The following is a 17,542-nucleotide window of genomic DNA, read 5'->3' on the forward strand; positions in this document are numbered from 1 at the left end:
TTTTTGTGCGGGGTGATGAATGAAGAAGCGTGGGCTTGCCGCGGCGGCGGTGTGCATCGCGTTGATCGGCGCGGTATGGGCGGGGTGGCCGGAGCCAGCGGGCGATCAGGTGTGGGCCTACCAGAAGCTGCAGCCAGTCGACTACCGGCTGCTGCACAGTGATGCACTCGGCTTCGTGACCGCCAAAGCAGATGAGGGCTTTGAACTGCACACGCGCTATGCCGGGGTGACGTCCTTCGAGATCCGCTGCAAGGGCGTCCTGGTGATGGACGTGGAGAACGGCCCCTCACGCGTGCTGATCCGGGTGCCCGCCGATGCACTTACGCGGGCGCCGGATATCGAGCGCCTGCGCCTCAGTTTCGAGCGATGGTTGGACTACCACCAGAGCCAGGGCGCGTTGCTGGTGGAGAGTGCAGGAACATCGTGGATCGAAGCGCTGTTTGGGCGTTTCAATGGGGCAGTGCCTGATGAGCAGCGTTGCTTGTTGGGGACCGCGGGCAGCCCTTGGTCGCAATCCCTCTAGCCGCTCCGCCAACGACTCCCGATCGCAGCCCGCAGAGTGCTCGTCGCACCATCGTGCGTCCTCTGTCCACCCTCCGCAGACCATCAGATTGGGCTCCGTCGCATTAATCGAATTGCGACGCCGTCATCGATCAGATTCGTTTCCGGCCAGAGGCTGACCTCTCCGGGTACTGGACAAACCCAGCGCCCCACGTAGCAATCCTGCCGTCCAGTGACGCTGGCCCGATGCTCGACCATCAGGGGCAGCGCCGACATCATGGGCGATCCGTACTGACGGAAACGGAGCCGTCTTCCCTCAGCCGGACGCTTACATACACATCTGGCGGAGGTATCCGATGGATCGACGCCCCCGCAGGAAGGATCTCCCAGCTGGTGATCGAGCCGCAGATTGTTCTATGAATCAGCCTGTGACTATCCAACCCCCGTCTGGAAAGCTCGGCAACACCCCCTTCAGGGGGTGGCGATCAAAGCCCTTATAGGCAGCGCAGGTCTTTCCGGTCTGACCCATGGGATACGTTGAACTCTCCACCTCGTCCCTGCACCCCAGCAGGCCCAGGATGAGCGAGAGGATGGTTGGTATCCGAATGCATCGCATTGCCGGTTACTCCTTTCCTCCACTGCCGTGTTACACGCCTTGTCCATCGCAGCGCCTCCGAGTCGCCATCGCGTAGCCGTAAGGAACGGTGCTTTGGCGCGAGCACTGGCCGGATGACAGACCCGTCCGGGTCAGGCGCTACGCAGGATCGCCACCGGGGCCTCTTTGGCTGCTCGTCGGGCCGGAACAAATGCTGCGGCCTGGCCCAACAGAAGCACGGTCAGTACGCCAATGGCGAGAAATGGCGCCTCGATCCTGGCCACCTCGTAGTACCGGGCCACGGCCATGTTCAGGCCGATGGCCAGTACGGTGCCGACAACAGACCCGGTGGCGGTGAGAATCAGGTTCTCCACCAGGAAGTACCGGAGGATGTCGGATTTCCGGGCGCCCAATGCGCGCCGGATACCGATCTGACGATACCGCTTGCGAACCCAGAAGCTGGCCAGTCCGTACACGCCCGTAGCCGTTACCACCAACAGCGCCAACCCGGAGCTCAGGAACATGATCGCCATGGTCTGATCGTGGCGGAAGTAGTCGGCGCGCAGTTCCCGGAACGAGGTGCTGCGGGCGATGGTGCGGTTTGCGTCGCGCTGCGACAAGGTCGCCTCACTGGACGCAATCACATCCGCCACTCGCCCATCCGCGGCACGGATGGCGAACATCACGCGAGGCCCGTCCGGAATCAGCGGCAGGATGAGTGACATGTCATTGTCTGCATCGGTCTTCAGAACAGGCCGGGAAAGCGTCTTGACGATGCCGACCACCTGGATGGGGTGCTGCGCATCGGCATACAGGAACTTGCCGACTGCGCCGCCCTCCGGAAACAGCTTGTCTGCCAGTGCCTGCGAGACAACGGCCTCGCTTGCCTTGTAGAGCCCGGCATAGTCGGCGCTGGCCTCCATCGGCACGAACGCTCCCGCAGACAGGTCACGGCCGGCAACAAGGGTCAGGCCCAACACCTTGGCGGCAGGCGAAGATGCCGTGTAGACAGTCGGTTCGGCCTCTACGATGCCGGAGATATCATTTCCTTCAAGCACCTTGTTGGTGAATCCCACCGACCAGCTGCGCTGGGAGAGGGGAAGCGACTCTGCTGCGACTACCTGTTCGACGCCTGGCTGTTGCCGGATGGCCTCCAGGTCGGTCCTGATCGAGGCTGCAGGGTTGGCTGCTGCAGGCCCCAGGTACTCTGTCTCGATGACGCCCAGGTTCGCCTCTTCCAGGCCCGTCTTGTAGGTGAGGGTTCCCAGCCGCTCGGACAGCAGAAACGCAAGGTTCGTCACGCACGCCGTGGCAACCAGCACCTGCACCAGGAGAATGGACGCGATGACGCGGTTGCGGGTGAGCGCACGGACGATAAGGGGGACTTCTGCAATGCTCATTCTGACGCCTTGATCTGCATGGCCAGACGGCCTGAGGTAGCGCGCAGCGCAGGGAAGAACGCAGCGATGACACTGGAGACACACGCCAGGCCCACGGTGAGGGCGGCCATGCTCAGATCCATGTTGGCCAACGAGGCGTAGTCTTCCGGCTGCATCCGCACAAGGTAGAGGCCGGCCTCTGCAACGATCAACCCTACCGCCCCGCCCAAGCCGCCGATGATCAGTGCTTCAGTGCAGAGCTGATAGATGACGTCCTGCCGACGCGCACCCAGCGCCCGACGGACCGATATTTCATGGGACCGGCGGATGAAGCGGGCGAAGATCAAGGCACTCATGTTCAGCAGGCAAACGATCAGGAACCCCAGGCACAGCGCCAGCTGCAGCTTCACCTCGTTGGGGATGATGCGATGCTCGACCAGGAAGTCCTTCAGGGACACCATCCGCGGTGCAGTTGTCCTGTCAAACCTTCCCGCCTGGTGCTGTGTACGTGCGTAGTTGCCCAGGAAGCGCTCGTACTGCTCGACACTGGCCGCGTCAGGCAACTCGGCCCAGAACTGGATCCACGACGTCCGAGCGTCCTGCAGGCGATTGGGTGATTTGTCACCACTCCATGAAAAGACGCTGTTGGACACCGTCATCTGCATCTCTGCCGCGGCACCTATCGGTATGAAGAAGTCTTCGCGCCCCTTGAACACGTCCTGCTGAAGGTCCGTATAGAACCTGGGGCGTGGGCTCCACGGACCGGCAACACCCACCACCGTGAATGCTTGGCCACCCACCCGAACGGTTGTACCCACCAGGCCTTCACCGCCCAAACGAGCAGCCAGATCCTGACCCAGCACGACAACCCGGGCGTGGGCAGCATCATCTTCACGCGTCCAGGCCCTGCCCTGCACCACTGGGATGCCGAACATGGCAAACGCATCTGCAGTGACATACTGCCCTTGCGTGAAGAATGGAATCTGCACGCTGCGCTGCGCATCCACCAATAGACGAGCAGATGCCAGCGCGGTCTGATGGGATGCCGGGGCCTGCCGCAGCAGGTTCTGCGCATCCACCCAGGTGAGAGCCACGCGCGGGTCCATGCCCGGCCTGACGTCGTAGGACGTGGGAAGCGCGTCAATGAAGGGGTGATAGAGATGCTCGCTCCGCCCCGGCAGTGGATCCCACGTCATTGTCCGCACGACAGTCAGCATTGTCATGCTTGCGCCGATGCCCAACCCCAGCGCCAGGATCAGCGCTGCGCTCATCCCCTTGGTTTCCATAAGCCTGGTGCGGGCCAGCGCAAAGTAATAGCCGAACATATACATCTCTCTAATGCAGGAAGGTGGCCGCAGTCGGAATCACGTCCACCGGTTCAATCGAGATCCACGCCGTGCTGTTCTGCGCCCTATCGCAGGCTTCCAGCAGATGCATCAGCCGGAAGCGCGAGCGTTGGACCATACGCAGCAGCGCGTCAATGTCCTGCTCGCTGCGATCCTTGATGAACGCCCTGGGTATCTTATTCTGATTCAGGGCGTCCACAACGGCCTCCAGGGTCAGGTAGCTGAGCCGCTGGGTGGAGGCACTGTCGATGAAGATCGAAGCGCTTTCCGCCATGCGCGGCAGAAACGCCGCCAGCAAGGCCTGGATGCTGTCCTGGGAGTGGTTGAAGTCGGAGAAGACCATGTCTATTCCGCCGTCAAAGGCGGGGGCCTGGGCAATCTCGGCAAAGCCGATCTCCTGCCAGTTGGCGACAACGTGATTCTCGACCCCGGCCCACTGGAATACGTGCTGCAGGAAAGCGGGATAGTCCTGCCCCATCTCCCGCAGTGAATCGGCAAGCGGCCCCTGCAGGCCGTCCACAAACCTGATGCCTGGCTCGCTGGAGAAGTGCGAGCCATTGTCGTAGGTGTGAATGACACCGCCACCATTCTCCCGCAGCGCACCGGCCATCCAGGCTGCAGTGACGCCAAAGCCGGTACCCAGTTCAACCACGATGCGTGGGCGCATCCGCTTGACCAGGCTGTACAACAGTACGCACAGGTCCTCGCTTCCGTAGACCCAGCCCATGGACTCGCGCAGCGAGCTCAGCTTCTCAAGCAGCATTCACACCTCCGGCGCTGCCGGTAAGCAACCACGCGTCCAACGCATCCTGCACTGCCGCGTCGGCGGCGACGGAACGAAGGTAAGGCGAGAATGCATGGAAGGTGACCGCCTCCTCCGTCACATACAGGAGCATCTCTCCCGCTTCGGATCGGAAGGCGTGTGCGGCCGCTCGCGTCAGCTGTTCGCACACACCACCATCGACCTCAACGCTTTCACGGGGAAAGTGGATTCCGTTGTAGTCCCGCCCAAGGAACCACGCAACCACAGGGACGCCCTTCGGCCTGGAAACGTGGAACTGGTGTCTGCGGCGCTCTTCATCATCAAGCTGCCGTTCCTGCCGCCAGTCAAAAAGTGACCATACCGACTTCTGCATGGGGTCCTCGATGCGGGAGAGGTCTGGTTCGTCGTAGCCAAAACTGTAGGCGAAGTCAGGCGTGTTCGCCTCTGGAAGAGCGCGTTCGAGTTCAAACCACTGCACGTTCAACGGAGCCAGGCACCGGGACACACCGCGCGTGCCGGTGTCGTGACAGAGGCTCACCCCCAGCGCCAGAAGCGGCTGCAGGCGGATATGGAACCAGCGGGCGTCCACTCCGTGCTCGGCCAGGAACCGTTCGACCTGCGTTCCTTCCAGGGAGAAGACCCGGTTCACCACATTGGCTCCGCGGAACAGATGCTCGAGATGCGCACCTGGGCTCAAGCGGAGTACTTCGGGCCAGGGTTGGCCCTCCATTACCGGGATGAGTTCATCAATGTGCATGGCAGGGACACCCGTAGCCATGGCCCGCAGGGCGACCGGGTCAAGGTGATCCGCATGGATGACGACCGTTCTGCTCATTGCTGCCACTCCCCATAACGATACTGCCGCTTCATTTCGGCCTGCATTCGATCGATCATCTGCCCGACCTCACTATTGATGGCGCCCTTGGTCATCAACCGACCACTGAGATCCTGCTCGATCAGGAAGCCGGCGGCGCAGACGGCCAACCTGCGCTGGACGTGGCGCTTGGCGGCTTCACCCAGGCCCGGAGAGATCTCAAGATGACGCTTGAGCAGGCGATGACACACGTAATAGACGAAGACCGCGTGGATGTAGGAGGAGTTGGGAATGGGATTGCCGGACCACGGAGACACGACACGGTGCTGGTAGTCATTGGCAACGAAGAACCCGTTGGCAAGCTCCCACGCGGCCAGATAGTTGTGCGTGCTTTCATGCATGATGCTCTCCATGCACGCCTCAACCAGAAGTTCAGGGTTATGCGTGTTCAGCAGTCGAATGGAACCCGGCTGCCTCGGCACATGCTCCGAGCCGTAGCGGCCGGCTTCATCGGAGGTGACGTCTGCCGACTTGCGTACGGTGATCCGCCGGACGAAGTTGCGGATAAGAAGGCCGTACATGGGTTCTGCACTATCGATCGCCGCCAGTGCGTCTGACAGCTTTCGCGAGACATGCTCGCACTCCACATCGGTCAGCGGCAGGCACGGTTGGCTCAGCACCCCAGAACGCGGCTCATGGTGCCGCGCCGGTGGGCTCTCAAGATCCAACGCGATACAGTCACCCAGCTTCGGCAACTGCCGAAGGGTCCACACGCCCGTGGCATCCTTTTCCGCAACGCAGTCTCCAACCGGACTGTAGAGCTGCCACTGCCGCGCCTCTCTCAGATATCTGCCGGTCCGCCCCTGCGCCAGTTCGGCGATCGACTTCTCCCGAGCGATGATGTCGTGCAGCGCGCCAAGCGCGCGGGCCTGTTCCTCTGCCCTCTCCTGCTCGTCGGCTCCCGCCTCCAGCCTACCCTTCCGTGCGGACTCCAGGCACAGATACTGCTCACAGAACTCGGAACTGAGCAGTACGCGGGCTTGGTGATCGGCACTGATTGACTGGTACATCTGGTGCATGGCACGAGCCATGGCCCCGTACTGCTGGTCGGCAAGCACTTCCTGAAGTCGCGCTCTCATCCTGCGGAGTCTTGACCAGAGGATGCCCTCGACGACCGGCTCCATGCTTTCTGTTGTATCTGCGATTTCCATCAGGCAGATCGGGTTCTTTACATCTGGCGGCTGCGCCTGGGCCATCGAACTCATTCTCCTACTCCATGTGGGGATCGCCGTCCTCGCCACTTGCTCCTGGCCGCTCTTATCCACCCTTCAAATCCACTTTGAGGCCCAAGATAAAAAACCACCTCCGGCCTCCATAGGCTCTGCATGACAGTGATTCACGTGCAAGGGGCGGAGAGATCCCCGCCCCTCTCTCTTCAGACGTCGAATCGGGAATCCGCGGCGATGCGCGAAGCAAATGCCATCTGCTTGCTCGCCGTGTCATGATGGTGATGGGATCCGAAAGAATCGGAGTGATGGTGCCCATCTGCGAGAAGCGCAGATTTCTCGTCTCTGAACTCACTGATGCTCAGAGACTGCATATCCGCCTGGATGGACGTCGACGCCGCAATGTCATTGGCGAAAGTTCCGTTCGATGCAGCAGCAGAAGCCGAACCTGCGGCCGCGACACCCGCAATGATCAGCGTGAGGGACGAGAGAGTCTTCACAGCAGTGCGTTGGGTCATTTTTCTTTACTCCATGTAATGGTGGGCATTTGATCTTCTGAGCTGCGAACGTGATCAGCGTTGTGGCTCAACTTGATTCAACGGCCCGCCGGCATCCAGCTGCAACCTCGCTGCTGTGCCGCGCACAGCTTCCGCCGCGCTTGGGCGGTTGCGCCCCAGCTTTCACTGCGTGCAGAGGGCAACCATCACGGGTCGAGCGCTTGCATTTGCGCTTGCGTGCTGGCCCTGAAAGGACGTCACTGTCGCTAACGTCTTGGCCAAGGATAGGGAGGACGCGGCGTTCATCCCGCATCGCCACGTGTCAGAAGCAGCGTCCTCAGCGCATTCAAGAAGAGATTCGTGCGAGAACCGACATATGTAGGCCTGCTACAGAATTGACGATCTGTATTGGCGCTCACACACTTCCCCGCACGCCCTGTGCAAGGCAGCATAGGAAGGGGAGTATTCATGGAGTTCCGCACTGATTCACTGTCCGCCCGGATCCGCGTTGCGCGTATCAGCAACGGGCTATCTCAAACCGATCTCGCCAAAGCCCTGAACGTAAACCGGGCGACGGTGGGCCACTGGGAACGCGAACTAGGCTTCGTGCCGTCTATCGACCATCTGCATGCGCTGAGCAGGGTCACGTGCGTGAGCGTATCTTGGCTGATTACGGGGGACACCATCGCGGATGGTGGCAAGCCAGAAGGAATGCGCCTGCAGATGGAAGCCCACATGTTGACGGCATCGCGCAACCTGCCGATCTCCCTCCTCGACAACATTGTTGAGTTGATGAGGTCTGCCGAACGCCATATCTGACGTCGTTCCGACGACTGAACCACACGTAGTGGCTGGCCGGACAAATCCTATATACCCCGCCGGAGTAGTCCGATGGTGATCGGCGCACCGCCCCCTCACCATCAAGCGCCCCTCCGCAGGAATCCACACATGAGCCTGGCGCTGGTCCACAGCCGTGCCCGCGCGGGGGTCGATGCCCCGCTGGTGCGGATCGAAGTGCATCTCTCCGGCGGCCTGCCGGTCACCCAGATTGTCGGCCTGGCCGAGACCAGCGTGCGCGAATCACGCGAGCGCGTGCGTGCCGCCCTGCTCTGCGCGCGCTTCGACTTCCCGCAGCGGCGCATCACCTTGAACCTGGCCCCCGCGGACCTGCCGAAAGAAGGTGGTCGCTACGATCTGGCCATCGCGCTGGGCATCCTCGCGGCCAGCGGTCAGGTGGACCCACAGTCGCTGCTGCAGTACGAGTTCCTCGGCGAACTTGGCCTGACCGGCGAGCTGCGCGCGGTGTCCGGTGCACTGCCGGCCGCCATTGCCGCCGCCGAAGCCGGACGCATCCTGATCGTGCCCCCGGCCAATGCCGCTGAAGCCGCGCTGGCCCAGCACGCCGATGTGCGAGTGGCGCGCACGCTGCTGGAATGCTGCGCCGGGCTGGGCAACCCGCGTTTGCTACCGCAGGTGGAACGCGTGGACACCACGCCGCTGCCATTGCCGGATCTGGCCGACGTACGCGGGCAGGCGCTCGCACGCCGAGCGTTGGAGGTGGCCGCGGCCGGTGGTCACCATCTGTTCCATTTGGAAGCCATTACACCCCTTTTTTGGAAAGCAGCAAATTGGAGAATTTGCAGCCTTGCTCACTCGGCTCTAAATATTCGTTGTGGCAGTTCCGCCACCCGCTGCTGAGGCTAGACCCGCAGTCAGGCACCCACCCCAATAAAGGGAAGAAGCATCCAAAATTTGTAGACGAACATGACGCACAAAGAAAAAATTTCAAACTATTCGAGGTATCGCGGAGTACTGCAGGTTGAACCTGCACCATGGAACACGGCAGAGCCCAAGAAGAAGAATTCTTGCGTGGAGGGGTGGAAGCAGTTCCTATCCGAACTCAGCCAAGACTCATACCTGTGGACCTTGTCATTCATGCGTCCCTATTCCGACTCCCAATGCATCAAGGCCCTCTGGGAAGCAACGAAGTACATCAACAGAGAGATGTGGGGACCTAGATGGTCGAAGAAGAGGGCTGGCATGCATGCTACGGTCGTCGCGGAAAGGCACCAACTCAGCCAGGAACTGAGAGGCAGGCTCCATTTCCACGTGCTGGTGCATGACTTGGAGGACGTATGCGAGGAACGTCTTAGGTCCGCAGTGATTCGCACAGCAGAATGGCTTCGTGACGAACACGGACAGACGATGTCTGCGGCGGAGAGAACGGATGTCCGGAAGGTGAGCGACAGCGACGGTCTTGCGTCCTATTTGGCTAAGGATATTGGTTCATGGCCGAACGAACGGGGTAACAGCGTGTTCTTCATTCGCCCGTCGGGCCTCGAAGGTGTCGTAGTCGAGAACATGACGTCAAAGCAGCTTCAGCGCCTTCACTAAGCCCAAGATGGCTCGCCTGTTCTAGACTGCTGCTGTCAGCAGTCTTCTGAGCGCATCAAGCCTACTCTTCAGCATTTGGCCCTCATTTGGATGAAGTCGTCGCAGGCGAGCAACTTGCCCCGACACACTGCTCAGGCGCCTCAGCAGCTCATCAGAAGGCCCGGCTAGAGCCATCCGTTCCAGGCCATGCACAGCCCCCCGTATCGCGTGTCGTTCCTTTTTCGTAAGGGCGACGCGTGTATTAGTCTGAAGTTTTGTCACTAGAACAGGACCATTAGCCCACTGAATCTGCTGCTTTGCTCTTTTGGGGCGATATCCGTTCCGCCCCATCATCGTATAGACGCGAGAGATGCAAGCAGCAAGCTCCTGTCTACTAAGCTGATTCACAGACGACACCGATACGTCGTCAACATATCGGGAATAGCGAATGCCCTCACGATGCAGCTCCTCATACAGAGCATGCTCTTCGCGCCAAAAGGCCAGATTTGCGAGATGGGAACTCGTTACGGCCCCCTCAGGCAATGCCCCGTTCAGCGTAGTCAGCTGAGTCAGCAGTTCGCTCACCTCAGTAGAGAAGCCGAAGAATCCTCGCCAGATGCCAAGCACGGCCGGTGAACTGGTGGCCGGAAAGAAGCCGGCTACGTCCTCACACACGACCACCGACGCTCCAACGTGCAGACGAGCATTTGCAACTGCGTCCTTCCCTTTGAGACTTCCGGTGAGGTAGTCCGGGAACCTGACTTGGTCCAAAATCCGCTCTTTAATCCGGACTTGGACGCCTTTCAGCTTCACCCTGGCATCGACAGGACGTCTCACAGAGCCATCAGCTTTTACGATTGGCTTTGCCAATCTGTAGCTATTGTCGGCATCTTTGGCTATCTGCAGTAGTTTGTCGGCTGGCACGCCGAGCGTGCGAGACAGCGCCGCGAGGCTTTGGATGCTCCCATGCGGGTAGCTAGGGGGGGGCACTCGGCTCATTCAGCAAGTCCAATGCCACCATGGCCAACTGACCGGCCAGCTCGGCATTGAGACCGGCAAGCTCGCCCTTCTCGGCACCCAAGAAGAACAGAATCTCTGTCGGGATACCCAACGCACTGGCTATAGAAGACACAGTAGATAGCGTGGGGTCTCTCTTGGAGTTCTCCAGAAGCGAGAGATATGAAACCGAACATCCTGCGCGCTGCGCCAGTTCCGCTTGGCTGAGCTGACGACGAATGCGACACATGCGTATCGCGTTCCCGATGTTCATAAGAGGAACCTCCAGAAAACATGAAAGGCTTGTTGTGCATCGCCTATTCCTTCACTTCATCAGTTCGGACACGTTCGTCAACAACCGAACTAAGTCCGCGATTAGCGTAAGAACCCGAAAGCCCAATGTCTCCTTGGCCTTCAATTTCTCGATGTCGTTGCTCTTTTCAAGCAGGGCAATGACAGCGTCAATTTCCGCGATAACACTTGTACCGAGTTGGCCTTGATGAGCGTCACGAATACGTTTGAGTACCGCAACGCTGTTCTCTGTCGTGCGAGCGTCCAATGGACTCTCCTTCAATCCGGGCGACATTGCCCGTGCCCATAGCAAGAAGCCGGAAGGGGCCAACCCGATACAACAAGCCAATCACCATTAAACGCTCTGTAACGTGCCCATCAACTTGCACATCACTTCGTACGACGAATCGGGCCTAGGCTCGAGACGTGTGCACAGCGCATAGCTCCATGAATGGACATGAAGCGTTCTCACTTCATCGAGAACCGATTAGCTAGCTCTTGCTTTCAGCGAACAGAAGGAGGAACTCATACCACCGAGAACATCAACCGAGCGATGTCACTCGGCCTAGGACTCAAGATAGGGGCTCAGAAGGGCGCTGTCAATATTTTTTGACTGTGAGTCAATGCGCACAGCTGGGCGGGCTAGCGATAGCCAGTCTGGCGAAGCACGTCAACCAACGATAGGCACCCAATGCCGAAGTGGGCGCAAGCATTGGGAATCTTAGGCTTTGAAGCCTTCCCCATCGTTTCGTAGGTGACGACGCTTCTCCCCGCCGAAAGAGCGTAAGCGACCACCCACGGGTCCGCACCGGACCTGTCTCGCTCATGGTCTGCCAAGTTCGGGAAAGCGATGAGAACATCCCTCAGTGCGGTCTGCACATCTGCGCTGGCAGGTACAAAGAGCTTTTCCTGGCTTTTCGTCCAAGCCGATAGCTCGTCTTCCTGTCGGTGGAGTTCATGCCTGACTTCGTCAATAGCAGCAACGTGCCCCTGGTCGACCAGGTTCTCCAGCCACCCCCAAATGGGCTGGAACAGGTCCGGGGGATATCGGCGAGTCCAAGGCTCTATGAGTGCACTCGTATCAAAGCTATAGCTCATCGAAGTGTCTCCGGCATCCCTACCTCCGCCTGAATTTTTGGCAGATGCAAAAGCTTGGTCCCTAACATGCGAGAGAGTTCAGTCCCTGTAATGAGCTCACGCTGGTACGCATCAACCACCAAGCGGGTGAATACTCTCCCGTTGTGATTCACCACACGCCGGAAGTACTCAACGAACCCTCCGTCGTCGCTCGAGGCCCCTTCCATTGCCCGCTGTTGTTGAGCTCGCCAATGTCCATAGAAGTCAGGGGATGCGGCACGCCCAATCACTAGACGACGAAGCACAACCTCTGAAGAGGTACCGAAGTGCCTTGATAGTTCAATTAAGGAGGAATCGTCCCACTCACCTTCTGTGTTCCGCCGCAGTCCCTCAACGACGGTCCGTGAGCTCAGGAGGGCATCCATGGGGACCAATGCGGCGCCGGCAATGTGGTTGCAGAAGACCTCAATGCTCTCCTTCAAGGGCGAACGCGTTCCAGTTCCATCCACAAGGTCACAGAGACTGTCTTGTCCCAGTGCAAGGTGGCCGAGCTCATGAAGCAGGGTAAAGGTGCGACCTGCCGGTGCGTCGCCCCCGTTGACAATGACGACTGGCAGCGGGAAAGACGCCAACGCGCATCCCCTCATCACGCTCACCGGAATACCGGAGGCTTGCATGATGAGAACACCCACTCGTTCAATCGCCTCCCGCCAAGTCTTCAACGCCGTGTACTTGTCGCGCCAAAGTCGGTTGCCGGGAGTCGGGACATCCAGCCAGCGCCTGAGCTTGGAACCAACGACTTCAGGGTCATCCTTAAGAGATGCCCTAAAGGTGAACTCAGGCAATGGGACCTCAAGCTCCTCAGCCAAGTCCAACGCATCCTGACGCTTAAGCTCGGCCAGTCGGAGCTCTAGCTCCAATGCGACACCCATTCCCGATTCACTAGTCTCCGGAAGAGTTCTGAAGTCGACTTGTCGCCGTCCTTTCTCGGGCGGAGGCTCAGGAAGGAAGAACGTTGCAGTTGGCCTTTTCAGCCTGTCCGCGATGTCGCGCAGCTGAGCCATGGACGGCTGCTCGATTCCTTCCTCCCAAGCCAATACACGCTCTTCCGCTTGACCAATAGCTCCCGCCAAGCCGGAGACGGTCAATCCAGCCGCTTCTCTGGCCCAAGTCAGCAACGCGGGAGTAACGAGTGCAGGTGGCGTTCTCATGTGTGCAGCATAGCCTTCCATGGCGGCGTGGAGTTCTCAATTTGTATACCTCATGGGACTACCAAACCACCATTCCAAAACTCATCCCAAAATGATAGTCTCGCAACCTCTAGGAATTACGGGACACCCAAGATGGAAGTCGTCGGCTATGCACGTGTCAGCTCAGCAGGCCAGTCTCTAGAGGTGCAGTTGGAGAAGCTGTCGAATGCAGGATGCACCAGGGTCTACCAAGAGAAGCGCTCAGGGCGCCAAGCAGAGAATCGTCCAGCTCTTCAAGATGCTCTCGACTATGTGCGTGATGGCGATGTCCTCGTCATTTCTCGCCTCGACCGAATCGCGCGTTCGGTGCTGGACCTAGCCAAAATCGCCGACCACCTCAAGCGCAAGAATGTGAGTCTCCGCGTGCTGGACCAGGGATTGGACACAAACTCTTCAGAAGGAAAGTTGATGTTCAATCTCTTGGGTGCGTTTGCGGAGTTCGAGGCTGATATACGCGCCGAACGCCAACGCGATGGCATTGCACTCGCTCAGAAGAACGGTACAAAGTTTGGACGAAAGAAGGCACTCACTGAAGCTCAAGAAGCGCGCATTAGGAAGATGCGGCTGGAAGAAGGCTTCAGCATTGACCAGTTAGCTGAAAGATTTGCAATTGGCCGCAGTAGCGTCTATCGAGCCTTGAAAGCTGCTCGCGAGCAGGATAGCTAGCGCTTCTTAGTCCATCCCGGAACGGTGGCCGACCATGCTCTAAACTCAGCGGACACGTTGTAGATGTCCTGGAAGAACTCAGCCACCACCCTGAGCGACTCAATCATATGATGAGTTAGAAGCGACATAGCCTGGTCCTCCCCGCCTGCCTTCGAAACGAGCTGGGCTAGTGAAAGCTCATTGGCTCTCTCAGACTCCGAGTGAAAGAAGTCGTCATTGAACCATGCTCTCACTACGGCAGACGTGTTCAAGTTCGCGCCATCAACAGCCATCGACATCCTGCCCTCGAAAGCGCTGTTCTCCCATCGCAGGCGATGTTGTCTCAAGCAAGGCCGCAAGTCCTCCGCGGCCCCGAGCGAGCGCAGCGAAAGAAGCTTTGTGAAGCAGAGAGGGTCTTTCTCAAGAAAGAAGGGCCGCATCTCCATAGCAAGCACCTTAACGTCAGAGTGCTTGGGCTTTTTCGAGGCCAATAGTTGCCCGTTGTTGAACGCCAGGCCAATGTCACCGACGGCCTGGCGCGCCTCAATAGAGCGCGTAAAACGCAGGAACGCACGCTTTAACCGATTGAAATCTTCATCAGCCAGGGCAACTTGGTAGTCCACAGGTGCCGCTAGGCGAGGGTGGAGCGGCAGCGCCTCTGCCGTCAGAGTACGAACGTAGTTGCCATGTTCATCGACGCAGCGAATCTGAATCTTCACTCGGACTCCTTTATGCAGACGATGAGGGCTTCCCTACCCGACCGGCTCGCAAATCAGCAGCCAACTTTCGCTGCTCGGCGGGCGATAGTGTCGTAGCAAGAAGGATGATGTCCCCCAATGCTTCCGTGTCAGCTAGCAGGTAAGCAAGCGGTACTCCCAGCTCCTTCGCCAACCTACCAGCGGTCGCGAAATCTGGCTCAGAAGTTCCCAACTCGTACCTTGCTACCCTGCTGGACACGACATCCTCCGCCAACCCAATCCGTCGCCCAAGCTCTCGCTGCGAGATGCCCAAAGCCAAGCGCGCTTCCTTAAGGCGCTTGGTGAACAGACTGCGGAGTTTTGGGAGCGCCATAAGCCGAGACGAATCCATCCTGTAGCGGCCTACAGGATGGCCATCTCGCGCACTGCCGTATGCTACATTATCTGTAGCACGACACCTCTTGGAACATTGTTTGCTTTTGCGAGAACGGGCAACCAATGTGTTGCTGAAAGCCTTGCAGGACAAGCATTTCAGGGTTTTTTGTGCTCGCTAAGGTGCATGTGTTTTAAGCAGCCAGAGCTACGGTAACGGGAGCGAGCTATCACTCAATTCCAGAGTCACCTGCTCCGGTCAAGTAGTACCCAAGGTGGCGAGCTGCCGGAGATTTCACCAACTTTTTTGCTAGTCAAGCCAACAACAAGGATGCTTCCCAACGAGGAACCAACCTCTGAACCGTTCGGCCCCTGGGCAACCGAAGCGCATATCAATTGGCATGGTCATTCTGTCTGTTGCTCTCGTCAACGTAGCAGCTTGCGCGCGTGACTCAGGGTCACATTCACTAGATGAGATTGCCACTGATTTGCCCAGCTACCTCGCACGCTACCCCGGAGTTCAAAGAGGGCAGACGAGCTCCTGCATTGAGCTGAAAGTCGACTTAGTGCAGGCCGTCAGGAACGGAAGTATCGATGCATCCAGCGGTCTCATTGACCGCACGACAGACCCTAGCCGCCTCAGAAACGGTCAAGTCGTCTACTTCGAAGGGCTCGCCAAGAATGTAATCGTCCCAATCAAGACTGCCAACGAGACGCTATTCTCAGGGACGCTACAGACCGCTGGCTCAACTGATGGACTGCTCTTCCGTTCGTCCGCGCAAGCAACCAATGCAAGAGTGAATGAGGGCTCTCTGATGAAGGGAGGAGCTTCCTCACCGATGATGGACAATCGCGGCGCATACGTCTGTGGGTTTGGAGTGGCAGTTGTCAGCGGCCGCCTGAATGGAATAGCAGTTACCGATGCCATCGAGTTCACGCCACGGTGAGTGCGAGGTCAAAGCAAGTTTGGCTTTTAATCGACTTGTGAACTAAGTACCAGCCACCTATTGGCCCCTTAAAGGCAGAGAGGCGAGCTCTCTGCCCTTCTCGGCTATCCTTTGCCAATAGGCGGAAGGTCCGATAGGTGGACACTATTCTTTCCGATTGGCAACACCATTCTTCGCCGCCCGTCTTTGAAGGTGAGGAAGAGCTTGGGAGAGTTGTTTCCGTTCTTGGTGACATGCGGCTCCCCTCTCCCTACCGCCATGACATCAATCCGACTCAGAAGACGCGAAATGTTCTGTCTAAGTCGGACTCGGAGAAGATAGAGCTGCTGCTTCTCCACTGATGCCATCTGGTCATACAGGCGCAAGAGGTTCTGAGCAAAGGTACCAGGGTCGTCAACGGCCATTCCTAGAGCCGCGTCCTCCGCTTGGAGCTCATCGCAGCGCCTCCTCTGCTCATCCGCCACCCCTTCGAGCGTGGCCACCACACTGACAAGGGTTCTGACGTTTGCCGGGGCCTGCGAGACGAGTTCCGCTGACAGGCTCGCGAGTCTACGCTCTGAGTCAGCTAGCTCCAACGAAACTCGCGCGAGTTCAGTGCGGATATCCTGCCGACGCTGATTGGTGTCAACACCAGCAAGCACCGCTGCCAAGTCAAGCTGGCGAAGCGCGTAGAGCACATACATCTCCACGTCATCGTAGTTCCATGACCTGTACTTGCAGTCCTTGCCACGGCGCCCCTTGGAGCAGACAAGGTAGCGGCCGCCCTTACGTCCTGGACCCTTGTTAGCCATAGACATTGGAGCGCCGCACCAGTGGCAGTACACAAATCCAGTGAAAAGGTTCGTCAGCGTCTCCCCCTGCCGACCAACGAGTGAAGCAATTGGAGCGTACTGCCTCGCGTTCACTCGAAGGAAGAGGTCTTCTTCAAGCACCTTCGGGTAGTAGTCCGGTACCTCGTCGCCGTCAGGTACTCGCTTCTTTACGCCCGTCGCCGAGTCGTAGTACATGCGGTGCGGCTGATAGAAGCCTATGAGAGAGCGGTTTCTAAGAATCTTTGAGACGGATGAGGTTTGCCAGCCCTCATTGGGATTCCGGAAGCTGGCAAAGCCATTGGAGTTGAGATACTTCACGATGCGCCCGCGCCCAAGACCGGCATCGGCCAGCTCGTAAATTTTTCTGACTGCGTCGACGCGCTCCGGAATGGGCTTGAACGAGCCGGTCGCTTCATCGAACTCCAGCCACTCCGGAGCTCTACGACTAACAGGCTTGTTCGCAGCATTCCTACGCTTCGCCTGCCACGCTGCCTTCACTCGCCTGGACTTTGTTTCAGACTCTTCATTGGCGCGATGCATGACACTCAGCGCAATGACCAGTGGCCCGAGCCCTGACGCCTTATCCAGCACCTGCGCCCCGTCATCATTGAGCGGGACAATCTTGATGCCTTTGTCTATCAGAGACACAAGCAAAGACAGCGCATCCATTACCTTCTGACGGGAGAGTCTGTCCAGCGACTCAACCAAGAGGTACGAGCCCTTTGGCACTCTGCCAGCGTCTACCTCTGCAATGAACTTCCCCAAGCCGTTGCGCAGGTTGGCGCCTCGATAGCTGGAGACGCCCAAGTCTTGGAATGCACTGCTCTCCGTGAGGGTCAGATTTTTCTCGCGTACAAACGCATCGATAGCTGCTTGCTGTCTTTCCAGGCTATTCCCTTCACTTTGCTCGGGTGTAGAGAAGCGGATGTACGTGTAAGCTCGCGTCATGGGGTGTAATGT

Annotated in this window: 17 protein-coding genes and 1 pseudogene; 5 read left to right on the forward strand and 13 right to left on the reverse strand. The window is 58.7% G+C overall.

Annotated features, from left to right (window positions below):
* Positions 1-19 precede the first annotated feature (19 nt).
* On the forward strand, positions 20-523 hold the full coding sequence (locus tag J2X70_RS00125; RefSeq protein ID WP_279208257.1) for a cold-shock protein: 504 nt from the start codon (positions 20-22) through the stop codon (positions 521-523).
* A gap of 725 nt (positions 524-1,248) precedes the next feature.
* On the opposite strand, the gene J2X70_RS00130 is transcribed toward J2X70_RS00125, so the two are convergent.
* The 6 genes from J2X70_RS00130 to J2X70_RS00155 form a co-directional block, all read right to left on the reverse strand.
* Positions 1,249-2,496 carry an FtsX-like permease family protein gene (locus J2X70_RS00130; protein WP_309908290.1) on the reverse strand — a complete coding sequence of 416 codons (1,248 nt, stop codon included), beginning with the start codon at positions 2,494-2,496 and terminating at the stop codon, positions 1,249-1,251.
* Positions 2,493-3,806, reverse strand: a complete 1,314-nt coding sequence (locus tag J2X70_RS00135; protein WP_238582221.1) for an ABC transporter permease — start codon at positions 3,804-3,806, stop codon at positions 2,493-2,495. Before J2X70_RS00135 ends, J2X70_RS00130 begins: the two co-directional genes overlap by 4 nt.
* Before the next feature lie 4 nt (positions 3,807-3,810).
* A complete protein-coding gene (locus J2X70_RS00140) occupies positions 3,811-4,584 on the reverse strand; it encodes a class I SAM-dependent methyltransferase (protein WP_059065422.1) in 774 nt (257 codons plus the stop codon).
* Positions 4,574-5,419 (reverse strand): hypothetical protein, encoded by an 846-nt coding sequence (locus tag J2X70_RS00145; RefSeq protein ID WP_309908293.1) that lies wholly within the window; start codon positions 5,417-5,419, stop codon positions 4,574-4,576. Before J2X70_RS00145 ends, J2X70_RS00140 begins: the two co-directional genes overlap by 11 nt.
* Positions 5,416-6,663 (reverse strand): hypothetical protein, encoded by a 1,248-nt coding sequence (locus J2X70_RS00150; RefSeq protein WP_025874548.1) that lies wholly within the window; start codon positions 6,661-6,663, stop codon positions 5,416-5,418. The genes J2X70_RS00145 and J2X70_RS00150 overlap by 4 nt, the downstream gene beginning before the upstream one ends.
* A 170-nt stretch (positions 6,664-6,833) precedes the next feature.
* On the reverse strand, positions 6,834-7,142 hold the full coding sequence (locus tag J2X70_RS00155) for a hypothetical protein (protein ID WP_059065428.1): 309 nt from the start codon (positions 7,140-7,142) through the stop codon (positions 6,834-6,836).
* Between the two features lie 447 nt (positions 7,143-7,589).
* Between J2X70_RS00155 and J2X70_RS00160 the strand changes: the two genes are divergently transcribed.
* The 3 genes and pseudogenes from J2X70_RS00160 to J2X70_RS00170 all read left to right on the forward strand — a co-directional run bounded on the left by J2X70_RS00160 (position 7,590) and on the right by J2X70_RS00170 (position 9,515).
* Positions 7,590-7,940, forward strand: coding sequence for a helix-turn-helix transcriptional regulator (locus J2X70_RS00160; protein ID WP_025874546.1), 351 nt, complete (start codon positions 7,590-7,592; stop codon positions 7,938-7,940).
* 129 nt (positions 7,941-8,069) lie between these two features.
* Positions 8,070-8,705, forward strand: a pseudogene (locus J2X70_RS00165) (magnesium chelatase domain-containing protein); the annotation flags it as partial.
* Between the two features lie 180 nt (positions 8,706-8,885).
* Positions 8,886-9,515, forward strand: a complete 630-nt coding sequence (locus tag J2X70_RS00170; protein WP_197612465.1) for a hypothetical protein — start codon at positions 8,886-8,888, stop codon at positions 9,513-9,515.
* A 21-nt stretch (positions 9,516-9,536) separates the two neighbouring features.
* Here J2X70_RS00170 and J2X70_RS00175 read toward each other — a convergent pair whose 3' ends face one another.
* From J2X70_RS00175 to J2X70_RS00190, 4 genes are all read right to left on the reverse strand, one after another.
* Positions 9,537-10,493: a reverse transcriptase family protein gene (locus tag J2X70_RS00175; protein WP_197612464.1), complete on the reverse strand. Its 957-nt coding sequence runs from the start codon at positions 10,491-10,493 to the stop codon at positions 9,537-9,539.
* The gene (locus J2X70_RS00180) at positions 10,471-10,764 is read right to left on the reverse strand and encodes a helix-turn-helix transcriptional regulator (protein ID WP_309908299.1); all 294 of its coding nucleotides are present in this window, start codon (positions 10,762-10,764) and stop codon (positions 10,471-10,473) included. The genes J2X70_RS00175 and J2X70_RS00180 overlap by 23 nt, the downstream gene beginning before the upstream one ends.
* Before the next feature lie 51 nt (positions 10,765-10,815).
* Positions 10,816-11,049: a hypothetical protein gene (locus J2X70_RS00185; RefSeq protein WP_081280509.1), complete on the reverse strand. Its 234-nt coding sequence runs from the start codon at positions 11,047-11,049 to the stop codon at positions 10,816-10,818.
* An 826-nt stretch (positions 11,050-11,875) separates the two neighbouring features.
* Positions 11,876-12,922, reverse strand: coding sequence for an ImmA/IrrE family metallo-endopeptidase (locus tag J2X70_RS00190; RefSeq protein ID WP_197612463.1), 1,047 nt, complete (start codon positions 12,920-12,922; stop codon positions 11,876-11,878).
* A gap of 279 nt (positions 12,923-13,201) precedes the next feature.
* On the opposite strand from J2X70_RS00190, the gene J2X70_RS00195 reads away from it, so the two are divergent.
* Positions 13,202-13,774: a recombinase family protein gene (locus tag J2X70_RS00195; protein WP_309908302.1), complete on the forward strand. Its 573-nt coding sequence runs from the start codon at positions 13,202-13,204 to the stop codon at positions 13,772-13,774.
* Here J2X70_RS00195 and J2X70_RS00200 read toward each other — a convergent pair.
* The 3 genes from J2X70_RS00200 to J2X70_RS00210 all read right to left on the reverse strand — a co-directional run bounded on the left by J2X70_RS00200 (position 13,771) and on the right by J2X70_RS00210 (position 17,530).
* Entirely contained in the window at positions 13,771-14,472 is a 702-nt protein-coding gene (locus J2X70_RS00200; RefSeq protein WP_197612461.1) for a hypothetical protein, read from the reverse strand. The two genes, J2X70_RS00195 and J2X70_RS00200, sit on opposite strands and share 4 nt — an antisense overlap.
* A gap of 10 nt (positions 14,473-14,482) precedes the next feature.
* Entirely contained in the window at positions 14,483-14,842 is a 360-nt protein-coding gene (locus J2X70_RS00205) for a helix-turn-helix transcriptional regulator (RefSeq protein WP_309908304.1), read from the reverse strand.
* A gap of 1,032 nt (positions 14,843-15,874) precedes the next feature.
* Positions 15,875-17,530 carry a recombinase family protein gene (locus J2X70_RS00210; RefSeq protein WP_309908306.1) on the reverse strand — a complete coding sequence of 552 codons (1,656 nt, stop codon included), beginning with the start codon at positions 17,528-17,530 and terminating at the stop codon, positions 15,875-15,877.
* Positions 17,531-17,542: the final 12 nt, after the last annotated feature.

The sequence above is a fragment of the Stenotrophomonas sp. 1337 genome (genome assembly GCF_031455455.1).
GTDB classification, from domain to species: Bacteria; Pseudomonadota; Gammaproteobacteria; order Xanthomonadales; family Xanthomonadaceae; genus Stenotrophomonas; species Stenotrophomonas indicatrix.

Coding starts and splice junctions, on each gene's coding strand:
- J2X70_RS00125 (WP_279208257.1), top strand. CDS start 20: ATGAAGAAGCGTGGGCTTGCCGCGGCGGCGGTGTGCATCGCGTTGATC.
- J2X70_RS00130 (WP_309908290.1), bottom strand. CDS start 2,496: ATGAGCATTGCAGAAGTCCCCCTTATCGTCCGTGCGCTCACCCGCAAC.
- J2X70_RS00135 (WP_238582221.1), bottom strand. CDS start 3,806: ATGTATATGTTCGGCTATTACTTTGCGCTGGCCCGCACCAGGCTTATG.
- J2X70_RS00140 (WP_059065422.1), bottom strand. CDS start 4,584: ATGCTGCTTGAGAAGCTGAGCTCGCTGCGCGAGTCCATGGGCTGGGTC.
- J2X70_RS00145 (WP_309908293.1), bottom strand. CDS start 5,419: ATGAGCAGAACGGTCGTCATCCATGCGGATCACCTTGACCCGGTCGCC.
- J2X70_RS00150 (WP_025874548.1), bottom strand. CDS start 6,663: ATGAGTTCGATGGCCCAGGCGCAGCCGCCAGATGTAAAGAACCCGATC.
- J2X70_RS00155 (WP_059065428.1), bottom strand. CDS start 7,142: ATGACCCAACGCACTGCTGTGAAGACTCTCTCGTCCCTCACGCTGATC.
- J2X70_RS00160 (WP_025874546.1), top strand. CDS start 7,590: ATGGAGTTCCGCACTGATTCACTGTCCGCCCGGATCCGCGTTGCGCGT.
- J2X70_RS00170 (WP_197612465.1), top strand. CDS start 8,886: ATGACGCACAAAGAAAAAATTTCAAACTATTCGAGGTATCGCGGAGTA.
- J2X70_RS00175 (WP_197612464.1), bottom strand. CDS start 10,493: ATGAGCCGAGTGCCCCCCCCTAGCTACCCGCATGGGAGCATCCAAAGC.
- J2X70_RS00180 (WP_309908299.1), bottom strand. CDS start 10,764: ATGAACATCGGGAACGCGATACGCATGTGTCGCATTCGTCGTCAGCTC.
- J2X70_RS00190 (WP_197612463.1), bottom strand. CDS start 12,922: ATGGCTCAGCTGCGCGACATCGCGGACAGGCTGAAAAGGCCAACTGCA.
- J2X70_RS00195 (WP_309908302.1), top strand. CDS start 13,202: ATGGAAGTCGTCGGCTATGCACGTGTCAGCTCAGCAGGCCAGTCTCTA.
- J2X70_RS00205 (WP_309908304.1), bottom strand. CDS start 14,842: ATGGATTCGTCTCGGCTTATGGCGCTCCCAAAACTCCGCAGTCTGTTC.
- J2X70_RS00210 (WP_309908306.1), bottom strand. CDS start 17,530: ATGACGCGAGCTTACACGTACATCCGCTTCTCTACACCCGAGCAAAGT.